Genomic DNA, 20,605 nt, shown 5'->3' on the forward strand with positions numbered 1-20,605 from the left:
CGGACCATGAATCATGAGGTCATGAACCTGTTTAACCAGCAGGCTCCCACGCAGACCTTCGACAATATCCGGATTTCGCTCGCAAGCCCGGAAAAGATCTTGTCTTGGTCTTTCGGTGAAATCAAAAAGCCGGAGACCATCAACTACCGTACGTTCAAGCCTGAACGCGACGGTCTGTTCTGTGCGCGCATCTTCGGCCCGATCAAGGACTACGAGTGTCTTTGCGGCAAATACAAGCGCATGAAATACAAAGGCGTTATCTGTGAGAAATGTGGTGTTGAAGTCACCCTTTCCCGCGTACGCCGTGAACGCATGGGCCACATTGAGCTTGCAGCTCCTGTTGCTCACATCTGGTTCCTGAAATCTCTGCCGAGCCGCATTGGTTTGCTGCTCGACATGACCCTGAAGGATCTGGAGCGCGTTCTTTACTTCGAGAACTATGTGGTTCTGGAGCCGGGCCTGACCCCGCTCAAGCAGCACCAGTTGCTCTCGGAAGAAGACTATATCGCCGCTCAGGACGAGTACGGTGAAGATGCCTTCACCGCGATGATCGGTGCCGAAGCGATCCGCGAGATCCTGATGAGCATGGATCTGGAGCGTGAAAGCGAGCGTCTGCGTCAGGAAATCGCCGAAGCGACGACCGAGCTTAAGCCGAAGAAACTGGCCAAACGCTTGAAGGTCATTGAAGCATTCATGGAATCGGGCAACCGCCCGGAGTGGATGATCATGACTGTCGTTCCGGTCATCCCGCCGGATCTTCGCCCGCTGGTTCCGCTCGACGGCGGTCGCTTCGCGACGTCGGATCTGAACGATCTGTACCGCCGCGTGATCAACCGTAACAACCGTCTGCGCCGTTTGATGGAACTGCGTGCTCCGGACATTATCATCCGGAACGAAAAGCGTATGCTACAGGAATCGGTTGACGCGTTGTTCGACAACGGTCGCCGTGGCCGTGTCATCACCGGTGCCAACAAGCGTCCGCTTAAGTCTCTGTCCGACATGCTGAAAGGCAAGCAGGGCCGCTTCCGTCAGAACCTGCTCGGTAAGCGCGTTGACTATTCCGGCCGTTCGGTGATCACCGTGGGTCCGGAACTGAAGCTGCATCAGTGCGGCCTGCCGAAGAAGATGGCGCTCGAGCTGTTCAAGCCGTTCATCTATTCGCGCCTCGACGCAAAGGGCTTCTCCTCTACGGTCAAGCAGGCGAAGAAGCTGGTTGAAAAAGAGCGTCCGGAAGTCTGGGATATTCTCGACGAGGTTATCCGCGAGCACCCGGTTCTCCTCAACCGCGCGCCGACGCTGCACCGCCTCGGCATTCAGGCGTTCGAACCGACCCTGATCGAAGGCAAGGCCATCCAGCTGCACCCGCTCGTCTGTTCGGCGTTCAACGCCGACTTTGACGGTGACCAGATGGCCGTTCACGTACCGCTTTCGCTGGAAGCCCAGCTGGAAGCACGTACGCTGATGATGTCCACGAACAACATTCTGCACCCGGCAAACGGTGGCCCGATCATCGTGCCGTCGCAGGATATCGTTCTCGGTCTCTACTATCTTTCGATCATGGCGGAAGGTGAGCCGGGTGAGGGCATGGCTTTCGGTGACATAGGTGAAATCCACCACGCGCTGGCCAACAAGGTCATCACGCTGCACACCAAGATCAAGGGTCGTTTCAAGTCCGTTGACGCGGAAGGCAATCCGACTTCCGAAATCATCGAGACCACACCGGGCCGCATGCTGATCGCGGAGCTTCTGCCGAAGAACCACGAAGTGCCGTTCGAGGTCTGCAACAAGCTGATGACCAAGAAGGAAATCTCCAAGATGATCGACACGGTTTACCGTGCCTGCGGTCAGAAGGAGACGGTCATCTTCTGTGACCGGATCATGCAGCTTGGTTTCAAGAATGCATGTAACGCCGGTATTTCGTTCGGTATGGACGACATGGTTATCCCGGATACCAAGCAGAAGCTGGTGGCCGAAACCGCGTCGCTCGCGACCGAATACGAACAGCAGTACAATGACGGTCTGATCACCCAGGGTGAGAAGTACAACAAGGTTGTCGACGCCTGGGCGAAATGTACCGACAAGATTGCTGACGAGATGATGGCCCGCATTAAAGCGGTCCAGGTCGACGAGGAAACCGGACGTCAGAAACCGATGAACTCGGTCTACATGATGTCCCACTCCGGTGCCCGTGGTTCACCTCAGCAGATGAAGCAGCTTGCCGGTATGCGTGGTCTGATGGCCAAGCCGGATGGCTCCATCATCGAGAACCCGATCATCTCGAACTTCAAGGAAGGTCTGTCGGTTCTGGAGTACTTCAACTCCACCCACGGTGCCCGTAAGGGTCTGGCCGACACCGCCTTGAAGACGGCGAACTCCGGTTACCTGACGCGTCGTCTCGTCGACGTTGCTCAGGATTCCATCATCCTCGAGCCGGATTGTGGTTCCGAACGCGGCATCACGGTAGCTCCGATCGTTGACGCTGGTAACGTAATTGCCTCGCTTGGCATGCGCGTTCTGGGTCGTACGACCGCGGAAGATGTCATCAACAACCAGACCGGCGAAGTGCTTGTCCCGAAAGGCAAGCTGATCGACGAGAAGGACGTTGATGCTATCGAGGCCGCCAAGGTTCAGCAGATCAAGATCCGTTCGGTTCTGACCTGTGAAACCGAAACGGGCGTTTGTGCGACCTGTTACGGTCGTGACCTTGCCCGCGGTACTCCGGTGAACATGGGTGAAGCTGTCGGCGTTATCGCTGCGCAGTCCATCGGTGAGCCAGGAACACAGCTGACGATGCGTACCTTCCACATTGGTGGTACAGCGCAGGTTGTTGACAGCTCGTTCATCGAATCCAACGTCGATGGCACGATCAAGATCCGCAACCGTTCGGTTCAGCGGGATTCCGACGGCAACCTGATTGCCATGGTTCGCAACATGTCCATCGTTGTCATCGACAGCGACGACAACGAGCGGGCCGTGCACCGGATTGCCTACGGTTCCAAGCTGCATGTCGATGATGGTGACAAGGTCAAGCGTGGTCAGCGGATTGCCGAGTGGGATCCGTATACCCGTCCGATGCTGGCGGAAGTTGACGGTGTTGTTGACTTCGAAGACCTGGTTGATGGTGTGTCCGTTCAGGAAACCGCCGACGAGGCTACCGGTATCACCAAGCGTGTCGTCATCGACTGGCGTTCATCCCAGCGTGGTGCGGACCTCAAGCCTGCCATCGTCATCAAGGACGACAAGGGCTCTGTTGCGAAGAACGCCCGCGGATCAGACGCTCGTCTGATACTTTCTGTGGATGCGGTTCTCTCGGTTCAACCGGGCTCGACGGTCAAGGCTGGTGATGTTCTGTCCCGTATTCCTCTGGAAAGTGCAAAGACCAAGGACATCACCGGTGGTCTTCCGCGTGTTGCGGAACTGTTCGAAGCCCGCCGTCCGAAGGATCACGCGATCATCGCAGAAATCGATGGTACGATCCGTTTCGGTCGCGACTACAAGAACAAGCGCCGCATTATCATCGATCCGGCAGAGGATGGTGCTGAGCCCGTCGAATACCTCATCCCGAAGGGTAAGCACTTCCATCTTCAGGAAGGCGATGCCATTGAAAAGGGTGAATACATCCTCGACGGTAACCCGGCACCGCATGACATTCTGGCCGTTAAAGGCGTTGAGGCACTGGCTGCCTACCTCGTCAACGAGATTCAGGAGGTCTACCGTCTGCAGGGTGTGACGATCAACGACAAGCACATCGAGGTGATCGTTCGCCAGATGCTGCAGAAGGTCGAGATCACCGATCCGGGTGACACCGAGTTCTTCTCGGGTGAGCAGATCGACAAGATTGACTTCGAAGAAGCCAACGAAAAAGCGATTGACGCTGCTCGTGACCCAGCCAAGGGTGTTCCGGTACTGCTCGGGATTACCAAGGCGTCGCTGCAAACACGGTCCTTCTTCTCTGCCGCTTCCTTCCAGGAAACGACACGCGTTCTTACCGACGCAGCTGTCAACGGCAAGACCGACCCGCTTGTCGGCCTGAAGGAAAACGTGATTGTCGGTCGCCTGATCCCGGCTGGTACCGGTGGCGTGATGAAGCGCATTCGCAAGATTGCAACGCATCGCGACGACCTGATCCAGGAAGCTCAGCGTCAGCAGTCTGCGGACAGTGCGGCAGAAGGTCTTCTGGAAGACATGACCGGGGCAGCCGAATAACGGGCACGAAGCATAACGATCGAAAGGCCGCCCTCGGGCGGCCTTTCTTGTATAGAGACAGTCAAATAACGAACCTTCGAATATCGAAACAGGCGAAACGAACGATGAACGACAATGACATGGACATGGAACCGGTGGTCTATATCGTGATCGGCCGGGTTTGGGAAAATGAACAGGCATCTCCGGAAGATGCCATTACGATCCACGCCCTGTTGACCGCACCTGATGATGACGATGCTGTGCGCAAGACCCTGGAGTCCTTATCGGCACAGGGATTTGCGGAGGCGGAACTCGACCAGATCGGCGTGATGGACGGGGAGCCGGATGACCCGGTCTATGAAGGCGCCTATCAGGACGCGCTGGCTGGTAATGTCGCTATCGTGACGTTTAACCAGTAGGCAATGGAAGAAGACTACTCGATCGCGTGTCCTGGAAGTCTTCTTCTGACAAGGTCTCAGTCCGATTGCGCGGCAAGGTGGTGCTGCGTGCCGGGAAATGTCGGCTTTACGATACGGCCGCCTGAAGCGGCAAGGCCACTTCGCGAACGGCATTTTCTATTCGCCGCATGCGGGCAGGCATATTGCGCCCCGAGAGCCGGGCCATCCAGAGATCCTGGAAAATCGGGTGATCCAAATCGACAACTGAAAGACGGTCGCGGAACGTGGACGCTTCAACCCCGCTCCGCGGTAGAATTGTGAAGCCCTCGCCCGCGGCAACAGCAAGGGGTATCTGCCCGATCTGGTTGACGTATCCCCGGAGAAAAAGCTGGTCGGAGCCGAGATAGCTGCCCTTGAAATTATGCGCAAGAAGTCGATCCGCATAATCGAAGCCATCCGGGTGGGCGATAAAACCGAGTTCTTGCAGCCGCGCGAAATTTGGGAACTGTGTGGGAAAGCTCTTCGGAACAACGAGACACAGTTCCTCGTGTCCGATCCGCAGTGCCGCCAGGCGTGGATTGGCAGGTTTATGGTCCAGTATGCCGATATCGAGCTGTTTTTCGATAAGGGCAGTGACTATTCCTCTCTGCGGAGCGGATTCAAGGTGAATGCGCAAGTTCGGTGCCTCATTCATTTCCTTGATTAATCGCGGATAGAGCAAAAGTGCAAAACTACCCGAACAGCCGATCGCACATCGGCCCGCATCCGGGCTGTCTTGTGCGATGGTTTCCAATAAGTTCCTCTCCTCGGATCTACGAGCGAGGCCGACTTTCAAAACGGCTTCGCCTGCATGTGTCAGCAGGAATGTTTTGGCAGGCCGGGAAACAAGTGGCCGGCCAACCTGTGCCTCCAGTTTTCTGACATGTTGGGAGACGCCTGGCTGCGTCATGTTCAGGCGGGCTGCGGTTTTGGTGAAGCTCTGTGTCTCGCAAAGCGTCGTGAATGTTTCAAGCCAGAGTGCGTTCAGCATGAGAGGAAAGTAGCATAACAGTTTGTTATTCCGATTATGAAAAATGATAATTTTTCAAGATAGCCTGAGAGGCATACATGCACGGTGACAAACGACAAGGAGAACCGTCATGTCCGCTTACCCGCGTTCCTTTTCCCACATAGGGCTGTCCGTTCCGGACCTGGATAAGGCAGTCAAGTTCTATACCAAGGTGATGGGGTTCTACCTCATCATGTCTGCAACCGAGGTTGCTGAGGATGACAGTGCCATTGGCAGGATGTGTACCGATGTTTTGGGAGCAGGATGGAAGAAACTCCGGATTGCCCATCTGGCAACTTCGGACCGGATCGGAATTGAACTGTTCGAGTTCGAAGGCAACTATGCCCCGGATAACAATCTTGACTACCGACGGCATGGCACATTCCACTTCTGTATCCAGGATCCGGATGTCGAGGGGCTGACGGAGAAGATCGTTGCAGCTGGTGGAAAGCAGAGAATGCCCGTTCGGGAATACTTCCCCGGTGAGAAACCCTATCGGATGGTATATGTCGAAGACCCGTTCGGGAACGTGTTCGAGATCTACAGCCACAGTTATGAGCTGACCTATTCCTCCGGTGCGTATCAGGAAGAGGGGGCTGTCTGAAAACACCGCGGGATCGGAGCAAATCGGGAATCACCTGCCTTATGACGGGCCTATGCGACTCGCCTGATATCCTCTTGTTGATCAAGGTCGATTCAAAATCCAATCCGCGGAGAGTTTGAATGCTTCAGGATGCACCGGATTCGGATTGCAGATATGCTTGGGAAACAGTGCGCGCAATAAAATTACAAAATGGGCAGATTCCGTTTCAGTTTCTATCTTCATGTCTCTGATTTCAGACGGAAAATTGAGATTGCGGAATGGTAACCTGCACAAACGCGCTTTTTTCGACAAAGCACTTGACGCAAAGGGTGCATATGAGTAGTTTCCGCGCATCCCAAGGGCAGGCGGTAAGAGTGAACCCGTCCAGCGCTGCTTCAAGGCGCAGGACCCAATCCTCTTAAACGCTGCCGGGTTACATAGGCGAATACGCGTCGATTGCATGACCGCGGGGCAACTCGTGGTCCTCTGGTTTTTCGCAGCGCCTGCCGCTCTATTGAGAGCGCGCGGGCGCGATTTTGCATGCTTAAGGGCTTGCTTGATCAGCGGAGGACTGCAGTTGCATACGAATTTTTGGATGGACAAGGTAAAGGGCAAAAAATGCCGACCATCAACCAGTTGATCCGCAAGCCGCGGAAAGATCCGCCGAAGCGGAACAAGGTGCCGGCCATGGAGGCCTGCCCCCAGAAGCGTGGTGTTTGCACCCGCGTTTACACGACGACGCCGAAAAAGCCGAACTCGGCTTTGCGTAAGGTGGCCAAGATCCGCCTGACCAACGGCTTCGAAGTCATTGGCTACATCCCGGGTGAAGGTCACAACCTTCAAGAGCACTCGGTGGTGATGATCCGCGGCGGCCGCGTCAAGGATTTGCCGGGTGTCCGTTATCACATCATCCGTGGTGTGCTGGATACCCAGGGCGTTAAGGATCGTAAGCAGCGTCGTTCGAAATACGGCGCCAAGCGGCCGAAGTAAGGAGCACGTTAGATGTCCCGTCGTCACCGCGCTGAAAAACGCGAAATCAACCCGGATCCGAAGTTCGGGGACATTGTCGTTACCAAGTTCATGAATTCCATCATGTATGACGGCAAGAAATCCACCGCCGAGCGCATCGTTTACGGTGCTTTCGACGTTGTAGAGAACAAGACCCGCGAGAACCCGATTGAAGTGTTCCACGCTGCTCTTGAGAACGTTATGCCGCAAGTGGAAGTTCGTTCCCGCCGTGTTGGTGGCGCGACCTACCAGGTTCCAGTTGAAGTTCGTGCCGACCGCCGCCAGGCGCTGGCCATTCGCTGGCTGATCTCCGCTGCGCGCAACCGCAATGAAACCACAATGGTTGATCGTCTCTCCGGCGAACTGCTCGATGCAGCCAACAACCGTGGTACCGCAGTTAAGAAGCGTGAAGATACGCACCGGATGGCAGACGCCAACCGCGCGTTCTCGCACTATCGCTGGTAAAAGTTACTTCGAAGGGCTGACGCTATGTCGCGCACGCATAAAATCGAGGACTACCGTAACTTCGGCATCATGGCTCACATCGATGCTGGTAAGACGACTACGACCGAGCGGATCCTCTACTACACCGGTAAGAGCCACAAGATCGGTGAAGTTCATGATGGTGCAGCCACCATGGACTGGATGGAGCAGGAGCAGGAACGTGGTATCACGATCACTTCTGCTGCAACCACCGCATTCTGGAACGAAAAGCGCCTGAACATCATTGACACTCCGGGTCACGTTGACTTCACCATTGAAGTTGAGCGTTCCCTGCGTGTTCTCGATGGTGCCGTAGCACTTCTGGACGCCAACGCCGGCGTTGAGCCGCAGACCGAGACTGTTTGGCGTCAGGCCGACAAGTACAACGTTCCGCGGATGATCTTCGTCAACAAGATGGACAAGCTCGGCGCCGATTACGATCGCTGCGTTACCATGATCAAGGAACGCCTCGGCGCGACCCCGCTGGTCATGCAGCTGAACATCGGTGCTGAAAGCGAATTTGCCGGTGTTGTCGATCTTCTGAAAATGAAGGCCCTGATCTGGCAGTCCGAAAACCTGGGTGCTGCTTGGGACGAAGTCGATATTCCGGCTGAACTCGCCGATCGTGCGCAGGAAATGCGCGATGCTCTGATCGAGACCGCTGTTGAAGTCGACGAAGAAGCCATGGAAGCTTACCTGGAAGGCGAAGAGCCCTCCATGGACAAGATCAAGGAACTGATCCGTAAGGGCACCATCAACGGTGACTTCGTTCCGGTCTTCTGTGGTTCTGCATTCAAGAACAAGGGTGTACAGCCGCTTCTTGACGCTGTTGTAGACTTCCTGCCGAGCCCGGTCGAAGTTCCGGCCATCAAGGGTATCGATCCGAAGAGCGAAGAAGAAGTTGAGCGCAAGTCTTCCGACGAAGAGCCGCTTGGCCTGCTGGCGTTCAAGATCGCAAACGACCCGTTCGTTGGCTCTCTGACGTTCTGCCGCATCTATTCCGGTGTTCTGAACAAGGGTGTTTCCCTGCTCAACACCGTGAAAGACAAGCGCGAGCGCGTCGGCCGCATGATGCAGATGCACTCCAACTCCCGCGAAGACATCGATGTAGCTTACGCTGGCGACATCGTTGCGATCGCAGGCCTCAAGGACACCACGACCGGCGACACTCTTTGTGATCCGCTGAAGCCGGTGATCCTGGAGCGCATGGAATTCCCTGAGCCGGTCATCGAAATCGCTGTTGAGCCGAAGACCAAAGGCGACCAGGAAAAGATGGGCCTTGCCCTGAACCGCCTGGCTGCTGAGGATCCGTCTTTCCGCGTGAAGACTGATGAAGAATCCGGTCAGACCATCATCGCCGGCATGGGCGAGCTGCACCTGGACATCATCGTCGACCGCATGAAGCGTGAGTTCAAGGTTGAGGCGAACATCGGTGCACCTCAGGTTGCTTACCGCGAAACCATCACCAAGGTTGCTGACGTGGACTACACCCACAAGAAGCAGTCCGGTGGTTCCGGTCAGTTTGCACGCATCAAACTTACCATCGAACCGGCAGAAGCAAACGAAGGCTTTGTTTTCGAGAGCAAGATCGTTGGCGGTAATGTTCCGAAGGAATACATCCCTGGTGTTTCCAAAGGTATCGAAAGCGTCATGTCTTCCGGTCCGCTGGCTGGCTTCCCGATGCTCGACATCAAGGCAACCCTGACGGATGGTGCATACCACGACGTTGACTCCTCTGTTCTGGCCTTCGAAATCGCCGGTCGTGCCGGTTTCCGCGAAGCGATCCAGAAAGCTGGCCCGAAACTGCTCGAGCCGGTCATGAAGGTCGAGGTTGTCACCCCTGAAGACTACATGGGTGATGTGATTGGTGACCTGAACTCCCGCCGCGGCCAGATCGCAGGCACGGAGAACCGGGGCATCGTCACCGTCATCACAGCAATGGTACCGCTGGCCAACATGTTTGGTTACGTGAACAACCTGCGTTCCATGTCTCAAGGCCGCGCCCAGTACTCGATGGTGTTCGATCACTACGAGCAGGTGCCGCAGGCTGTCGCCGAAGAGGTTCAGGCGAAATACGCCTGATCCCACCTCTTAACGTCAAAAAGAAATAGAGAAACGGAGTAATCCGATGGCGAAGGAAAAATTTGAGCGCAACAAGCCGCACGTTAACATTGGCACGATTGGCCACGTTGACCACGGCAAGACGACGCTGACCGCTGCAATCACCATGACGCTGGCTGAAGCTGGCGGTGCTGAAGCAAAAGCATACGATGAGATCGACGGTGCGCCTGAAGAAAAGGCCCGCGGCATCACCATCTCCACGGCGCACGTTGAGTATGAGACGGAAAACCGTCACTACGCTCACGTTGACTGCCCGGGTCACGCTGACTACGTGAAGAACATGATCACCGGTGCTGCGCAGATGGACGGCGCGATCCTGGTTGTGTCTTCCGCAGACGGCCCGATGCCGCAGACCCGCGAGCACATCCTGCTTGCGCGTCAGGTTGGCGTTCCGGCCCTTGTTGTTTTCATGAACAAGGTTGACCAGGTCGACGACGAAGAGCTTCTCGAGCTTGTCGAGATGGAAATCCGCGAGCTTCTGTCTTCCTACGAGTTCCCGGGCGACGACATTCCGATCGTCAAGGGTTCTGCGCTTGCAGCTGTTGAAGACCGCGATGCGGCTATCGGCCGTGATGCGATCCGTGAGCTGATGGCTCAGGTTGACGAATACATCCCGACGCCTGAGCGTCCGAAGGATCAGCCGTTCCTGATGCCGATCGAAGACGTGTTCTCGATCTCCGGCCGCGGTACTGTTGTGACCGGTCGTGTTGAGCGCGGCGTGATCAACGTGGGTGAAGAAGTCGAGATCGTCGGCATCAAGGACACTCAGAAGACGACCGTTACGGGCGTTGAAATGTTCCGCAAGCTGCTGGACAGCGGTGAAGCCGGCGACAACATCGGCGCACTGATCCGCGGTATTGGCCGTGAAGACGTTGAGCGTGGTCAGGTTCTGTGTAAGCCGGGTTCGGTTACTCCGCACACGAAGTTCAAGGCTGAGGCATACATCCTCACCAAGGAAGAAGGTGGTCGTCACACCCCGTTCTTCACCAACTACCGCCCGCAGTTCTACTTCCGTACGACGGACGTGACCGGTGTGGTTTCTCTGCCGGAAGGCACGGAAATGGTGATGCCGGGCGACAACGTCTCCGTTGACGTTGAGCTGATCGTGCCGATCGCCATGGAAGAAGGCCTGCGCTTCGCTATCCGCGAAGGTGGCCGTACCGTCGGCGCCGGCGTCGTCGCATCCATCATCGAATAATCGACAGCCGGGCCTGCCGGCACGTTTGAGCAAAACGCGGGCAGGCCCGCAGTCTTATTGGGAACAATAACAATGAACGGTCAGAATATCCGGATCCGCCTTAAGGCGTTTGACCACCGTATTCTCGACGCCTCCACAAAGGAGATCGTCAATACGGCCAAGCGGACCGGTGCTCAGGTACGGGGTCCCGTGCCGCTGCCGACGCGGATTGAGAAGTACACCGTGCTTCGCGGACCGCATATCGATAAGAAAAGCCGCGATCAGTTCGAGATGCGTACACACAAGCGTCTTCTCGACATCGTCGATCCGACTCCCCAGACCGTGGACGCGCTTATGAAGCTCGACCTCGCAGCTGGTGTCGACGTCGAGATCAAGCTGTAAGCCGGGCGGAAGGGGACACATCCATGCGTTCTGGAGTGATCGCTCAGAAAGTGGGCATGACCCGCATCTATAACGATGCAGGCGAGCATGTTCCGGTCACTGTTCTGCGGCTGGAAAATTGCCAGGTGGTAGCTCAGCGGACTGACGAAAAGAACGGTTACAATGCACTGCAGCTCGGTGCAGGTACCCGTAAAGTAAAGAATACGCCGAAGGCACTGCGCGGCCACTTTGCTGTTGCAAAGGTTGAGCCGAAGCGGACTGTTGCCGAGTTCCGTGTTTCTGCGGACAACATGATCGACGTTGGCGCGGAACTGACCGCCGACCACTACGTCGAAGGCCAGTTCGTCGACGTGACCGGTACTTCCATCGGTAAAGGTTTTGCCGGTGCGATGAAGCGCCACAACTTCGGCGGTGGCCGTGCATCCCACGGTAACTCGATCTCGCACCGTTCACACGGTTCCACCGGTCAGTGTCAGGACCCGGGCCGCGTGTTCAAGGGCAAGAAAATGGCCGGTCACATGGGTGATGCCCGCGTGACCACGCAGAACCTCAAGGTTGTGCGCACTGATGTTGAGCGTGGCCTGATCATGGTCGAGGGCTCTGTTCCAGGCGCCAAAGGCGGCTGGATCCTGGTCCGCGACGCGATCAAAAAGGCGCTGCCGGAGAACGTTCCGGTTCCGGGTGCTTTCAAAGCGTCCGAAGCGACTGCGGCTGCCGGGAAGGAGAGTGAGTGATGGAACTCCAGGTCAAGACCCTCGAAGGCGGGGCGGCCGGTTCGATCACGGTGTCTGACGAGATCTTCGGTCTCGAGCCGCGCACCGATTTGATCCACCGTGTGGTGCGTTGGCAGCTGGCCAAGCGCCAGGCAGGCACCCACAAGACGCTGCAGCGTTCGGAAGTTTCCGGCTCGACGAAGAAATTCGTTCGCCAGAAAGGTTCCGGAGGCGCTCGTCACGGCAACAAAAAGGCTCCGCAGTTCCGCGGTGGTGGCAAGGCATTCGGCCCGGTCGTTCGTGACCATGGTCACGACCTGCCGAAGAAGGTTCGCACCCTCGGCCTGAAACATGCTCTGTCCGCGAAAGCCAAGGCAGACAGCATCGTCGTCGTTGAAGACGCCAAGGCCGCCGAAGCAAAAACCAAGGCTCTGAAGGAAAAGCTGGGCAAGCTTGGACTTTCCAGTGCTCTGGTTATCGACGGCGCCGAAGTCGACAACAACTTCGCTCTGGCATCCCGCAACATTCCGCATGTGGATGTTCTGCCGGTACAGGGCATCAACGTCTACGACATCCTGCGGGCCAACACCCTGGTGTTGACCAAGGCTGCGGTGTCCGCACTTGAGGAGCGCTTTAAATGAGCAATCTTCCTCACTACGACAAAATCGTCGGCCCGGTGATTACCGAAAAGTCGACGATGGCTTCCGAAGAGAACAAGGTTGTCTTCAAGGTTGCGGGTGACGCGACGAAGCCGGAAATCAAGGCCGCAGTCGAAGCGCTGTTCGGTGTCAAGGTCACGGCAGTGAACACCCTGGTCCGCAAGGGCAAGGTCAAGCGCTTCCGCGGACGTCTTGGCCGCCAATCAGACTTCAAGAAGGCCGTCGTTACGCTGCAGGAAGGTCACGGCATTGACGTGACCACCGGGCTCTAAGACGGGGACTTTAAGAAAATGGCACTTAAGACATTCAACCCGACGTCCCCAGGCCGCCGTCAGCTGGTACAGGTTGACCGCTCTGGTCTGCACAAGGGCAAGCCGGTCAAAACTCTGACCGAGGGTCTGTCCAAGAAGGGTGGTCGCAACAACACCGGCCGCCTGACGTCTCCGAACCGCGGTGGCGGTCACAAGCGGTCTTACCGTCTTGTAGACTTCAAGCGTCGCAAATGGGACGTACCGGCAACGGTCGAGCGTCTGGAATACGATCCTAACCGGACCGCGTTCATTGCTCTGATCCGTTACGAAGATGGCGAGCTGAGCTACATTCTGGCTCCTCAGCGTCTTGCTGCCGGAGACACTGTTGTTGCTGGCGAAAACGTCGACGTTAAGCCGGGCAACGCTGCGCCGCTGTCGCGTATTCCGGTCGGTACGATCGTCCACAACATCGAGCTGAAGCCTGGTAAAGGCGCTCAGATCGCACGTTCTGCTGGAGCATTTGTTCAGATCGTTGGCCGCGACCAGGGCTACACCACGCTGCGCCTTATGTCTGGTGAACAGCGTCGTGTGCTTGGCACTTGCATGGCTACCATTGGCGCCGTGTCCAATCCGGACCACGCCAACATCAACCTCGGCAAGGCTGGCCGTTCCCGCTGGCTTGGCATCCGTCCGCATACTCGCGGTGTTGCCATGAACCCGATCGACCACCCGCATGGTGGTGGTGAAGGCCGGACCTCCGGCGGTCGTCATCCGGTTACTCCTTGGGGTAAACCGACCAAAGGTAAGCGCACGCGGCGCAATAAGCAGACTGATAAGTTTATCGTCCGCAGCCGCCACGCGCGTAAGAAGTAAAGGGCAAGGATCGTGGCACGTTCGATCTGGAAAGGTCCGTTTGTCGACGGGTATCTGCTTAAGAAAGCGGACAAGGTACGTGAGTCCGGCCGGAACGAGGTCATCAAGACCTGGAGCCGCCGCTCAACGATCCTGCCGCAGTTCGTAGGTTTGACCTTCGGCGTCTACAACGGTCAAAAGCACGTTCCGGTGCTGGTGTCTGAAGAGATGATTGGTCACAAGTTCGGTGAGTTTTCTCCGACCCGGACCTACTACGGACACGGCGCCGACAAGAAGGCGAAGAGGAAGTAACGATGGGCAAGCCGAAGCGTGAGCGGACGCTCGCTGACAACGAGGCTCGGGCAATGACCCGCATGATACGCGTTTCGCCGCGTAAGCTGAACCTCGTTGCGGCTTCGATCCGTGGCAAAAAAGTCGGTTCCGCGATTGCGGACCTGACATTCTCCCGCAAGCGCATTGCGCAGGACGTCAAGAAAACCCTGATGTCCGCCGTCGCGAACGCGGAAAACAATCACGAGCTGGACATCGACAACCTGGTTGTTGCCGAAGCACATGTTGGCAAGGCATTTGTCATCAAGCGGTTCCAGGCCCGTGCACGCGGACGTGTTGGCCGGATCGAGAAGCCTTTCTCGAACCTGACCATCGTTGTGCGCGAAGTTGAGGAGACTGCCTGATGGGACATAAAGTAAACCCGATCGGCATGCGCCTCGGGATCAACCGCACCTGGGATTCCCGCTGGTACGCTAACAAGAACGAATATGGTGATCTTCTTCACGAAGACTTCCGCATTCGCGAGGTCCTCCTGAAGGAACTGAAGCAGGCAGCGGTTTCCAAAGTAGTTATCGAGCGCCCGCACAAGAAGTGCCGCGTGTCCATTCACTCCGGTCGTCCGGGTGTGGTCATCGGTAAAAAGGGTGCCGACATCGAGCGTCTTCGCAAGAAGATCGCCGACATCACCAATTCGGAAGTGCATCTCAACATCGTTGAAGTGCGCAAGCCGGAAGTCGATGCGACCCTGGTTGCCGCCTCTATCGCTCAGCAGCTGGAACGCCGTGTTGCATTCCGCCGTGCCATGAAACGGGCTGTTCAGTCCGCCATGCGCCTCGGTGCACAGGGTATCCGGATCAACTGTGGCGGCCGTCTCGGCGGTGCGGAAATCGCACGTATCGAATGGTACCGTGAAGGCCGCGTGCCTCTTCACACTCTGCGTGCGGACATCGACTACGGTGTAGCAAGCGCTCACACGGCTTATGGCGTGTGCGGTGTGAAGGTCTGGATCTTCAAAGGTGAAATTCTGGAGCATGATCCGATGGCGTCTGAGCGCCGCGCGACAGCTGCTTCCGAAGGTAGCCAGGGTGATCGCGGCGGACGCCGGGATCGGGGCCGCGAGCGCGCAGCTTAATTTAAGCTGCCTGCCGCTCGTAAGATAAGAAAGACGAGAGAAGAACGATGCTGCAACCGAAGCGCACAAAGTTCCGCAAGCAGCACAAAGGCCGCATCCACGGCTTGTCGAAGGGGGGCACTGACCTCAACTTCGGCGCATTCGGTCTGAAGGCTTTGGAGCCGGAGCGTGTTACTGCACGCCAGATCGAAGCGGCCCGTCGTGCTATGACCCGCCACATGAAGCGTGCAGGTCGTGTTTGGATCCGTATCTTCCCGGACGTTCCGGTTTCTTCGAAACCAGCTGAAGTCCGCATGGGTAAAGGTAAGGGTTCTCCGGATTACTGGGCTTGCCGTGTCAAGCCAGGCCGGATCATGTTCGAAATCGACGGTGTGCCGGAAGACATTGCGCGTGAAGCCATGCGTCTTGCGGCTGCCAAGCTGCCGATCAAGTGCCGTTTCGTTCAGCGAATCGGCGAGTAAGGCAGGCGAGGAGTTAAGCCATGAAGGCTACCGATGTACGGGCGAAGACCCTCGATGAGCTCCGCACCGAGCTCGAAGGTTTGAAGAAAGAGCAGTTCAACCTGCGCTTCCAGAGAGCCACGGGTCAGCTTGAAAACACTGCGCGTGTCCGGCAGATCCGCCGCGACATCGCGCGTATCCAGACGATCATGCGCGAAAAGCGCGTGTCGGCGAACGCGTAAGGAGACGGCCATGCCGAAGCGTATCCTGCAGGGCACCGTTGTCAGCGACGCCAATGACAAAACGGTGACGGTGAATGTGGAGCGCCGCTTCACGCACCCGCTGCTGAAAAAGACTGTGCGCCGGACCAAGAAGTACCGCGCACACGACGAAAGCAACCAGTACAAGGTTGGCGACTCTGTTCAGATTGAAGAGTGCGCGCCGATCTCTAAAAACAAACGTTGGACTGTGGTCACTCAGTGACCACGCTCCATTCAGTGAGCATCAGGCGCCCGTGACCCGAGCGCCAATAGAAGAACAAGGCAGCCAGTCATGATTCAGATGCAAACAAACCTCGACGTCGCGGACAATTCCGGCGCTCGTCGTGTCATGTGCATCAAAGTGCTCGGCGGCTCCAAGCGCAAATACGCCCAGGTAGGCGACATTATCGTCGTTTCCGTCAAAGAGGCTATTCCGCGGGGCCGCGTTAAGAAGGGCGACGTGATGAAGGCTGTCGTCGTGCGCACGGCAAAGGATATCCGCCGTCCCGATGGCAGCGTGATCCGGTTCGACCGCAATGCGGCCGTGCTGGTCAACAACAACAAGGAGCCTGTCGGCACCCGTATCTTTGGTCCGGTGCCGCGTGAACTCCGCGCAAAGAACCATATGAAAATCATTTCGCTCGCGCCGGAGGTGCTCTGATGGCTGCGAAAATCAAAAAAGGCGACACGGTGGTCGTACTGACCGGTCGTGACAAGGGTAAGTCCGGCGAAGTCATTCAGGTTCTGCCGACTGACAACAAAGCCCTGGTCCGTGGCATCAACATGGTCCGCCGCCACCAGAAGCAGACCCAGACGCAGGAAGCTGGCATCGTGTCCAAAGAGGCACCGATCCACATGTCCAACATCGCTCTGGCCGATCCGAAGGACGGCAAGGCGACTCGCGTCGGCTTCAAAGCGCAGGACGATGGCACCAAGGTCCGTGTGGCCAAGCGTTCGGGAGACCTGATCGATGGCTGAGACCACAAACGTGCCGCGTCTTCGGACGCATTATGATGAAGTCGTGCGCAAGCAGCTTCAGGAAAAATTCCAGTACAAGAACGTCATGCAGGTTCCGCAACTGGAAAAAATCGTCCTGAACATCGGCGTTGGCGAGGCAGTTGGCGACTCCAAAAAAGCTCGCACTGCCGCTGAAGATCTGGCTGCAATAGCAGGTCAGAAGCCGGTCATCACCAAAGCGAAAAAGTCCATCGCGACCTTCAAGGTTCGTGAAGGCATGCCGCTTGGTGTAAAGGTGACCCTGCGCCGTCAGCAGATGTACGAATTCATGGATCGTCTCATCACCATCGCGCTGCCGCGCGTTCGTGACTTCCGTGGTTTGAACCCGAAGAGCTTCGACGGTCGCGGCAACTACGCCATGGGCATCAAAGAACACATCGTGTTCCCGGAAATCGAGTACGACAAGGTCGACCAGATCTGGGGCATGGACGTGATCGTTTGCACCACGGCGCCGACGGATGACGAAGCGCGCGAGCTTCTGCGCGCGTTCAACTTCCCGTTCACGAAGTAACGGGCAAGGAAGGGAACGACGATGGCGAAGAAAAGCGCAATCGAGAAAAACAAGCGCCGCGAGAAGCTTGTCAAGAAATACGCTGAGAAGCGCGCAGCTCTGAAGGCAATGGCTAAAGATGAAAGCCTGTCCCTGGAAGAGCGCTACAACGCACGCCTGAAGCTGGCGAAACTGCCGCGGAACTCCGCGCCGAACCGCATTCGCAATCGCTGCGAAGTGTCCGGCCGCCCGCGCGGTTACTACCGCAAGCTGAAGATGTCGCGTATTGCGCTTCGTGAACTGGGCTCTCTGGGTAAGATCCCGGGCCTGGTCAAGTCGAGCTGGTAAGGAGAAACTCCGATGGCAATTTCTGATCCGTTGGGGGATATGCTGACCCGGATTCGCAACGCACAGATGCGTCGCAAGAACAAGGTTAGCTCACCAAATTCCAAATTGCGTGCTCATGTACTTGATGTGCTCGCAAAAGAGGGTTACATCCGTGGCTACACCACGGTTGACTACGAGGGCGGTAAGTCCGAGTTGGAAATCGAACTGAAGTATTTCGATGGTGAACCGGTAATCCGCACGATTGAGCGGGTATCAAAGCCGGGCCGCCGCGTGTACTCGTCGGTGAAAAACATCCCGCATGTCTCTAATGGCCTGGGCGTGTCGATCATTTCGACTCCGCGTGGTGTCATGAGCGACCATCAGGCGCGGGATGAAAATGTAGGTGGTGAGGTTCTTTGCCGCGTCTTCTGACGCGGCTTCCTCGCTTTTGAAAAAACGACAAGGTTGGTCAAATGTCTCGTATTGGCAAAAAGCCAGTCCCCGTGCCGAGCGGGGTAACGGCATCGATCGACGGTCAGACGGTTACGATCAAGGGCCCGAAAGGCGAAAAGTCTTTCGTGCTCAATGATCTTGTTCTGGCCGAAATGACGGACGATGGGATCAAGATTGATCCGCGCAACACTTCCAAACCGGCACGTTCCATGTGGGGCATGAGCCGGACAATGGTTGCAAACCTGATTACCGGTGTAACCGAGGGCTTCAAAAAAGACCTGGCGATTACCGGTGTTGGTTACCGCGCCCAGGTCCAGGGCCAGAATCTTCAGCTGGCATTGGGTTTCTCGCACGACGTTGTCTATCCGATTCCGGAAGGCATCGAAATCAAGTGCCCGAAACCGACGGAAATCAGCATTGCCGGAACCGACAAGCAACGCGTCGGTCAGGTGGCGGCTGAGATCCGCGAATTCCGCCCGCCGGAGCCCTACAAAGGCAAAGGCGTTCGTTATGCAGACGAGTTTATCGTCCGCAAAGAAGGCAAGAAGAAGTAACGGACCCAGATCATGGCGAACAGCAAACAAGCTTTCGAGCGCCGCCGCGATCGCGTGCGCCGTTCGATCAAGAAAGCCGCCGGTGGACGCCCGCGCCTTTCTATCTTCCGCTCGTCGAAGCAGATCTACGCCCAGATCATTGACGATGCGAAGGGGCATACGATTGCCTCTGCTTCAACGATCGAAACAGATCTCAAGGGCAGCCTGAAAACGGGCGCCGACGTTGCTGCAGCAGCAGCCGTTGGCAAGCTTGTAGCCGAGCGCGCAACCGCAGCCGGCGTCAAGCAGGTCGTGTTTGACCGTGGCGGGTACATGTATCATGGGCGCGTTAAAGCGCTCGCCGATGCAGCCCGCGAAGGTGGACTTGAATTCTGACCAGCGCCCGTTGGCGCTCTTAAGAACGGAAGACGTATAAAATGGCGAGACAAGAAAATCGCGATCGCGACGAGCGAGACAGCGAATTCGTCGACAAGCTCGTTCACATCAACCGCGTTGCCAAGGTGGTCAAGGGTGGCCGTCGTTTCGGCTTCGCCGCTCTGGTAGTGGTTGGTGATCAGAAGGGCCGTGTCGGCTTCGGTCATGGCAAGGCACGTGAAGTGCCGGAAGCCATCCGTAAGGCAACAGAAGCTGCAAAGCGCACCATGATCCGTGTGCCGCTGCGCGAAGGCCGGACGCTTCACCACGATGTGGAAGGTCGTCACGGTGCCGGTAAAGTGCTGCTGCGTGCCGCTCCGGCTGGTACCGGTATCATCGCAGGTGGTCCGATGCGTGCAGTATTCGAAACCCTTGGTGTTCAGGACGTTGTGGCCAAGTCGCTGGGGACTTCAAACCCCTACAACATGGTTCGTGCAACTTTTGCTGCACTGACCAAGGAAGACAGCCCGCGCTCCGTCGCTGCCCGCCGTGGCCTGAAGGTCTCTGTGCTGCAGTCTCGGCGTCGTGACAACAACGAAGAGGCGGCTCCGGCTGCCGCTGAGGCTTGACCTTAGCGGCTCCGGTCCCCAGCTGAGAGAGGGTAGGTTCCATGGCGAACACCGAAAAGACTGTCACGGTCGAACAGATCGGCAGCCCGCTGCGCCGTCCGAAGGACCAGCGCGCGACGCTCGTCGGTCTCGGCCTGAACAAGATGCACCGCCGTTCCACGCTGAAGGATACTCCTGAAGTGCGCGGCATGATCAATAAGGTCCAGCATCTCGTTCGCGTCGTCGAAGACAACGCATAAGAACGGGGTGAGGAGAGAAAACATGAAGCTCAATGAACTTCGTGACAACGAAGGTGCAGTAAAAGAGCGCACTCGCGTTGGACGCGGCATCGGTTCTGGCAAAGGCAAGACCGGCGGCCGTGGCGTAAAGGGTCAGAAGTCCCGTTCCGGCGTTGCGATCAAAGGCTTTGAAGGCGGTCAGATGCCGCTTCACCGCCGTCTGCCGAAGCGCGGTTTCACGAATATTTTTGCCAAGGATTACAACACTGTATCCGTTGGCCGTGTTCAGAAGGCCATTGATGCAGGTAAACTCAACGCTTCCGAGACGGTCACCGTCGAAGCGCTGAAAGCTGCCGGCGTTGTCAAGCGGGTTCGCGACGGCGTACGCATCGTTGCTAACGGTGAACTCACCGCAGCAGTGACCTTTGAAGTTGCCGGCGCCTCCAAGGGTGCAGTGGCAGCTATCGAAAAAGCGGGCGGCAAGGTTGCCGTTCTGGGAGCTCAGGCTTAACAGCCTGGGCTTTTCCCATCTGTGGGCAAGCATTCGACCGGAGTAGGGC

At 57.0% G+C, this 20,605-nt stretch carries 29 protein-coding genes; 28 read left to right on the plus strand and 1 reads right to left on the minus strand.

The genetic code is table 11. The annotated features are described in order from the left end of the window. The first annotated feature begins 6 nt into the window (after window positions 1-6). Together rpoC and ABLQ08_RS13165 are read left to right on the plus strand one after the other, a co-directional pair. Entirely contained in the window at window positions 7-4,206 is a 4,200-nt protein-coding gene (rpoC, locus tag ABLQ08_RS13160; RefSeq protein WP_352942877.1) for a DNA-directed RNA polymerase subunit beta', read from the plus strand. A gap of 104 nt (window positions 4,207-4,310) precedes the next feature. Beyond that, the gene (locus ABLQ08_RS13165; RefSeq protein WP_352942879.1) at window positions 4,311-4,604 is read left to right on the plus strand and encodes a regulator; all 294 of its coding nucleotides are present in this window, start codon (window positions 4,311-4,313) and stop codon (window positions 4,602-4,604) included. 106 nt (window positions 4,605-4,710) lie between these two features. Here the strand turns inward: ABLQ08_RS13165 and ABLQ08_RS13170 are convergent, their stop codons facing one another. After that, window positions 4,711-5,613 carry a LysR family transcriptional regulator gene (locus tag ABLQ08_RS13170; RefSeq protein ID WP_352942882.1) on the minus strand — a complete coding sequence of 301 codons (903 nt, stop codon included), beginning with the start codon at window positions 5,611-5,613 and terminating at the stop codon, window positions 4,711-4,713. Window positions 5,614-5,722: 109 nt separating this feature from the next. Here ABLQ08_RS13170 and ABLQ08_RS13175 point away from each other — a divergent pair, with 109 nt between their 5' ends. The 26 genes from ABLQ08_RS13175 to rplO all read left to right on the plus strand — a co-directional run bounded on the left by ABLQ08_RS13175 (window position 5,723) and on the right by rplO (window position 20,556). Continuing rightward, window positions 5,723-6,235, plus strand: a complete 513-nt coding sequence (locus ABLQ08_RS13175) for a lactoylglutathione lyase family protein (RefSeq protein WP_352942884.1) — start codon at window positions 5,723-5,725, stop codon at window positions 6,233-6,235. A gap of 597 nt (window positions 6,236-6,832) precedes the next feature. Then, a complete protein-coding gene (rpsL, locus tag ABLQ08_RS13180) occupies window positions 6,833-7,204 on the plus strand; it encodes a 30S ribosomal protein S12 (RefSeq protein ID WP_006936459.1) in 372 nt (123 codons plus the stop codon). A 12-nt stretch (window positions 7,205-7,216) separates the two neighbouring features. Continuing rightward, window positions 7,217-7,687 carry a 30S ribosomal protein S7 gene (rpsG, locus tag ABLQ08_RS13185; RefSeq protein ID WP_352942885.1) on the plus strand — a complete coding sequence of 157 codons (471 nt, stop codon included), beginning with the start codon at window positions 7,217-7,219 and terminating at the stop codon, window positions 7,685-7,687. 24 nt (window positions 7,688-7,711) lie between these two features. Beyond that, window positions 7,712-9,787 (plus strand): elongation factor G, encoded by a 2,076-nt coding sequence (gene fusA / locus ABLQ08_RS13190; protein WP_352942886.1) that lies wholly within the window; start codon window positions 7,712-7,714, stop codon window positions 9,785-9,787. 46 nt (window positions 9,788-9,833) lie between these two features. Further along, complete coding sequence (gene tuf / locus ABLQ08_RS13195; protein ID WP_352942854.1) at window positions 9,834-11,024, plus strand: elongation factor Tu; 1,191 nt, start codon at window positions 9,834-9,836, stop codon at window positions 11,022-11,024. Between the two features lie 72 nt (window positions 11,025-11,096). Next, window positions 11,097-11,405 (plus strand): 30S ribosomal protein S10, encoded by a 309-nt coding sequence (gene rpsJ / locus ABLQ08_RS13200; RefSeq protein ID WP_006936455.1) that lies wholly within the window; start codon window positions 11,097-11,099, stop codon window positions 11,403-11,405. Between the two features lie 23 nt (window positions 11,406-11,428). Beyond that, window positions 11,429-12,139, plus strand: a complete 711-nt coding sequence (rplC, locus tag ABLQ08_RS13205) for a 50S ribosomal protein L3 (RefSeq protein WP_352942892.1) — start codon at window positions 11,429-11,431, stop codon at window positions 12,137-12,139. After that, window positions 12,139-12,759 (plus strand): 50S ribosomal protein L4, encoded by a 621-nt coding sequence (gene rplD / locus ABLQ08_RS13210; protein WP_352942894.1) that lies wholly within the window; start codon window positions 12,139-12,141, stop codon window positions 12,757-12,759. The genes rplC and rplD overlap by 1 nt, the downstream gene beginning before the upstream one ends. Next, complete coding sequence (locus ABLQ08_RS13215; RefSeq protein WP_352942897.1) at window positions 12,756-13,049, plus strand: 50S ribosomal protein L23; 294 nt, start codon at window positions 12,756-12,758, stop codon at window positions 13,047-13,049. The genes rplD and ABLQ08_RS13215 overlap by 4 nt, the downstream gene beginning before the upstream one ends. Window positions 13,050-13,067: 18 nt before the next feature. Beyond that, window positions 13,068-13,901, plus strand: a complete 834-nt coding sequence (gene rplB, locus ABLQ08_RS13220; RefSeq protein ID WP_352942900.1) for a 50S ribosomal protein L2 — start codon at window positions 13,068-13,070, stop codon at window positions 13,899-13,901. Between the two features lie 12 nt (window positions 13,902-13,913). Beyond that, window positions 13,914-14,192: a 30S ribosomal protein S19 gene (gene rpsS, locus ABLQ08_RS13225; protein ID WP_148632529.1), complete on the plus strand. Its 279-nt coding sequence runs from the start codon at window positions 13,914-13,916 to the stop codon at window positions 14,190-14,192. Between the two features lie 2 nt (window positions 14,193-14,194). After that, window positions 14,195-14,575, plus strand: coding sequence for a 50S ribosomal protein L22 (gene rplV / locus ABLQ08_RS13230; RefSeq protein WP_297586251.1), 381 nt, complete (start codon window positions 14,195-14,197; stop codon window positions 14,573-14,575). Next, window positions 14,575-15,303: a 30S ribosomal protein S3 gene (rpsC, locus tag ABLQ08_RS13235; RefSeq protein ID WP_352942902.1), complete on the plus strand. Its 729-nt coding sequence runs from the start codon at window positions 14,575-14,577 to the stop codon at window positions 15,301-15,303. The genes rplV and rpsC overlap by 1 nt, the downstream gene beginning before the upstream one ends. 47 nt (window positions 15,304-15,350) lie before the next feature. Next, window positions 15,351-15,764 (plus strand): 50S ribosomal protein L16, encoded by a 414-nt coding sequence (gene rplP, locus ABLQ08_RS13240; protein WP_055115933.1) that lies wholly within the window; start codon window positions 15,351-15,353, stop codon window positions 15,762-15,764. A 20-nt stretch (window positions 15,765-15,784) separates the two neighbouring features. Continuing rightward, window positions 15,785-15,985, plus strand: coding sequence for a 50S ribosomal protein L29 (gene rpmC / locus ABLQ08_RS13245; RefSeq protein ID WP_352942905.1), 201 nt, complete (start codon window positions 15,785-15,787; stop codon window positions 15,983-15,985). Between the two features lie 10 nt (window positions 15,986-15,995). Beyond that, entirely contained in the window at window positions 15,996-16,226 is a 231-nt protein-coding gene (rpsQ, locus tag ABLQ08_RS13250) for a 30S ribosomal protein S17 (protein WP_141186217.1), read from the plus strand. A 69-nt stretch (window positions 16,227-16,295) separates the two neighbouring features. Then, window positions 16,296-16,664 (plus strand): 50S ribosomal protein L14, encoded by a 369-nt coding sequence (gene rplN, locus ABLQ08_RS13255; RefSeq protein ID WP_008191626.1) that lies wholly within the window; start codon window positions 16,296-16,298, stop codon window positions 16,662-16,664. After that, window positions 16,664-16,981 carry a 50S ribosomal protein L24 gene (rplX, locus tag ABLQ08_RS13260; RefSeq protein WP_352942909.1) on the plus strand — a complete coding sequence of 106 codons (318 nt, stop codon included), beginning with the start codon at window positions 16,664-16,666 and terminating at the stop codon, window positions 16,979-16,981. Before rplN ends, rplX begins: the two co-directional genes overlap by 1 nt. Further along, window positions 16,974-17,531: a 50S ribosomal protein L5 gene (gene rplE / locus ABLQ08_RS13265; RefSeq protein ID WP_352942912.1), complete on the plus strand. Its 558-nt coding sequence runs from the start codon at window positions 16,974-16,976 to the stop codon at window positions 17,529-17,531. The genes rplX and rplE overlap by 8 nt, the downstream gene beginning before the upstream one ends. 21 nt (window positions 17,532-17,552) lie before the next feature. Next, entirely contained in the window at window positions 17,553-17,858 is a 306-nt protein-coding gene (gene rpsN / locus ABLQ08_RS13270; RefSeq protein WP_352942914.1) for a 30S ribosomal protein S14, read from the plus strand. A 12-nt stretch (window positions 17,859-17,870) separates the two neighbouring features. Continuing rightward, a complete protein-coding gene (gene rpsH, locus ABLQ08_RS13275) occupies window positions 17,871-18,269 on the plus strand; it encodes a 30S ribosomal protein S8 (RefSeq protein WP_297586241.1) in 399 nt (132 codons plus the stop codon). Window positions 18,270-18,310: 41 nt separating this feature from the next. After that, the gene (gene rplF, locus ABLQ08_RS13280) at window positions 18,311-18,844 is read left to right on the plus strand and encodes a 50S ribosomal protein L6 (protein ID WP_352942918.1); all 534 of its coding nucleotides are present in this window, start codon (window positions 18,311-18,313) and stop codon (window positions 18,842-18,844) included. A 12-nt stretch (window positions 18,845-18,856) separates the two neighbouring features. Further along, entirely contained in the window at window positions 18,857-19,219 is a 363-nt protein-coding gene (rplR, locus tag ABLQ08_RS13285; protein WP_352942921.1) for a 50S ribosomal protein L18, read from the plus strand. 41 nt (window positions 19,220-19,260) lie between these two features. After that, entirely contained in the window at window positions 19,261-19,827 is a 567-nt protein-coding gene (rpsE, locus tag ABLQ08_RS13290; protein WP_352942923.1) for a 30S ribosomal protein S5, read from the plus strand. A 41-nt stretch (window positions 19,828-19,868) separates the two neighbouring features. Continuing rightward, window positions 19,869-20,066: a 50S ribosomal protein L30 gene (rpmD, locus tag ABLQ08_RS13295; RefSeq protein WP_006936433.1), complete on the plus strand. Its 198-nt coding sequence runs from the start codon at window positions 19,869-19,871 to the stop codon at window positions 20,064-20,066. 22 nt (window positions 20,067-20,088) lie between these two features. Continuing rightward, window positions 20,089-20,556, plus strand: a complete 468-nt coding sequence (gene rplO / locus ABLQ08_RS13300; RefSeq protein ID WP_352942927.1) for a 50S ribosomal protein L15 — start codon at window positions 20,089-20,091, stop codon at window positions 20,554-20,556. Window positions 20,557-20,605 lie beyond the last annotated feature (49 nt).

Origin of the sequence: Roseibium sp. SCP14 (genome assembly GCF_040329475.1) — a bacterium.
Taxonomy (GTDB): Bacteria; Pseudomonadota; Alphaproteobacteria; order Rhizobiales; family Stappiaceae; genus Roseibium.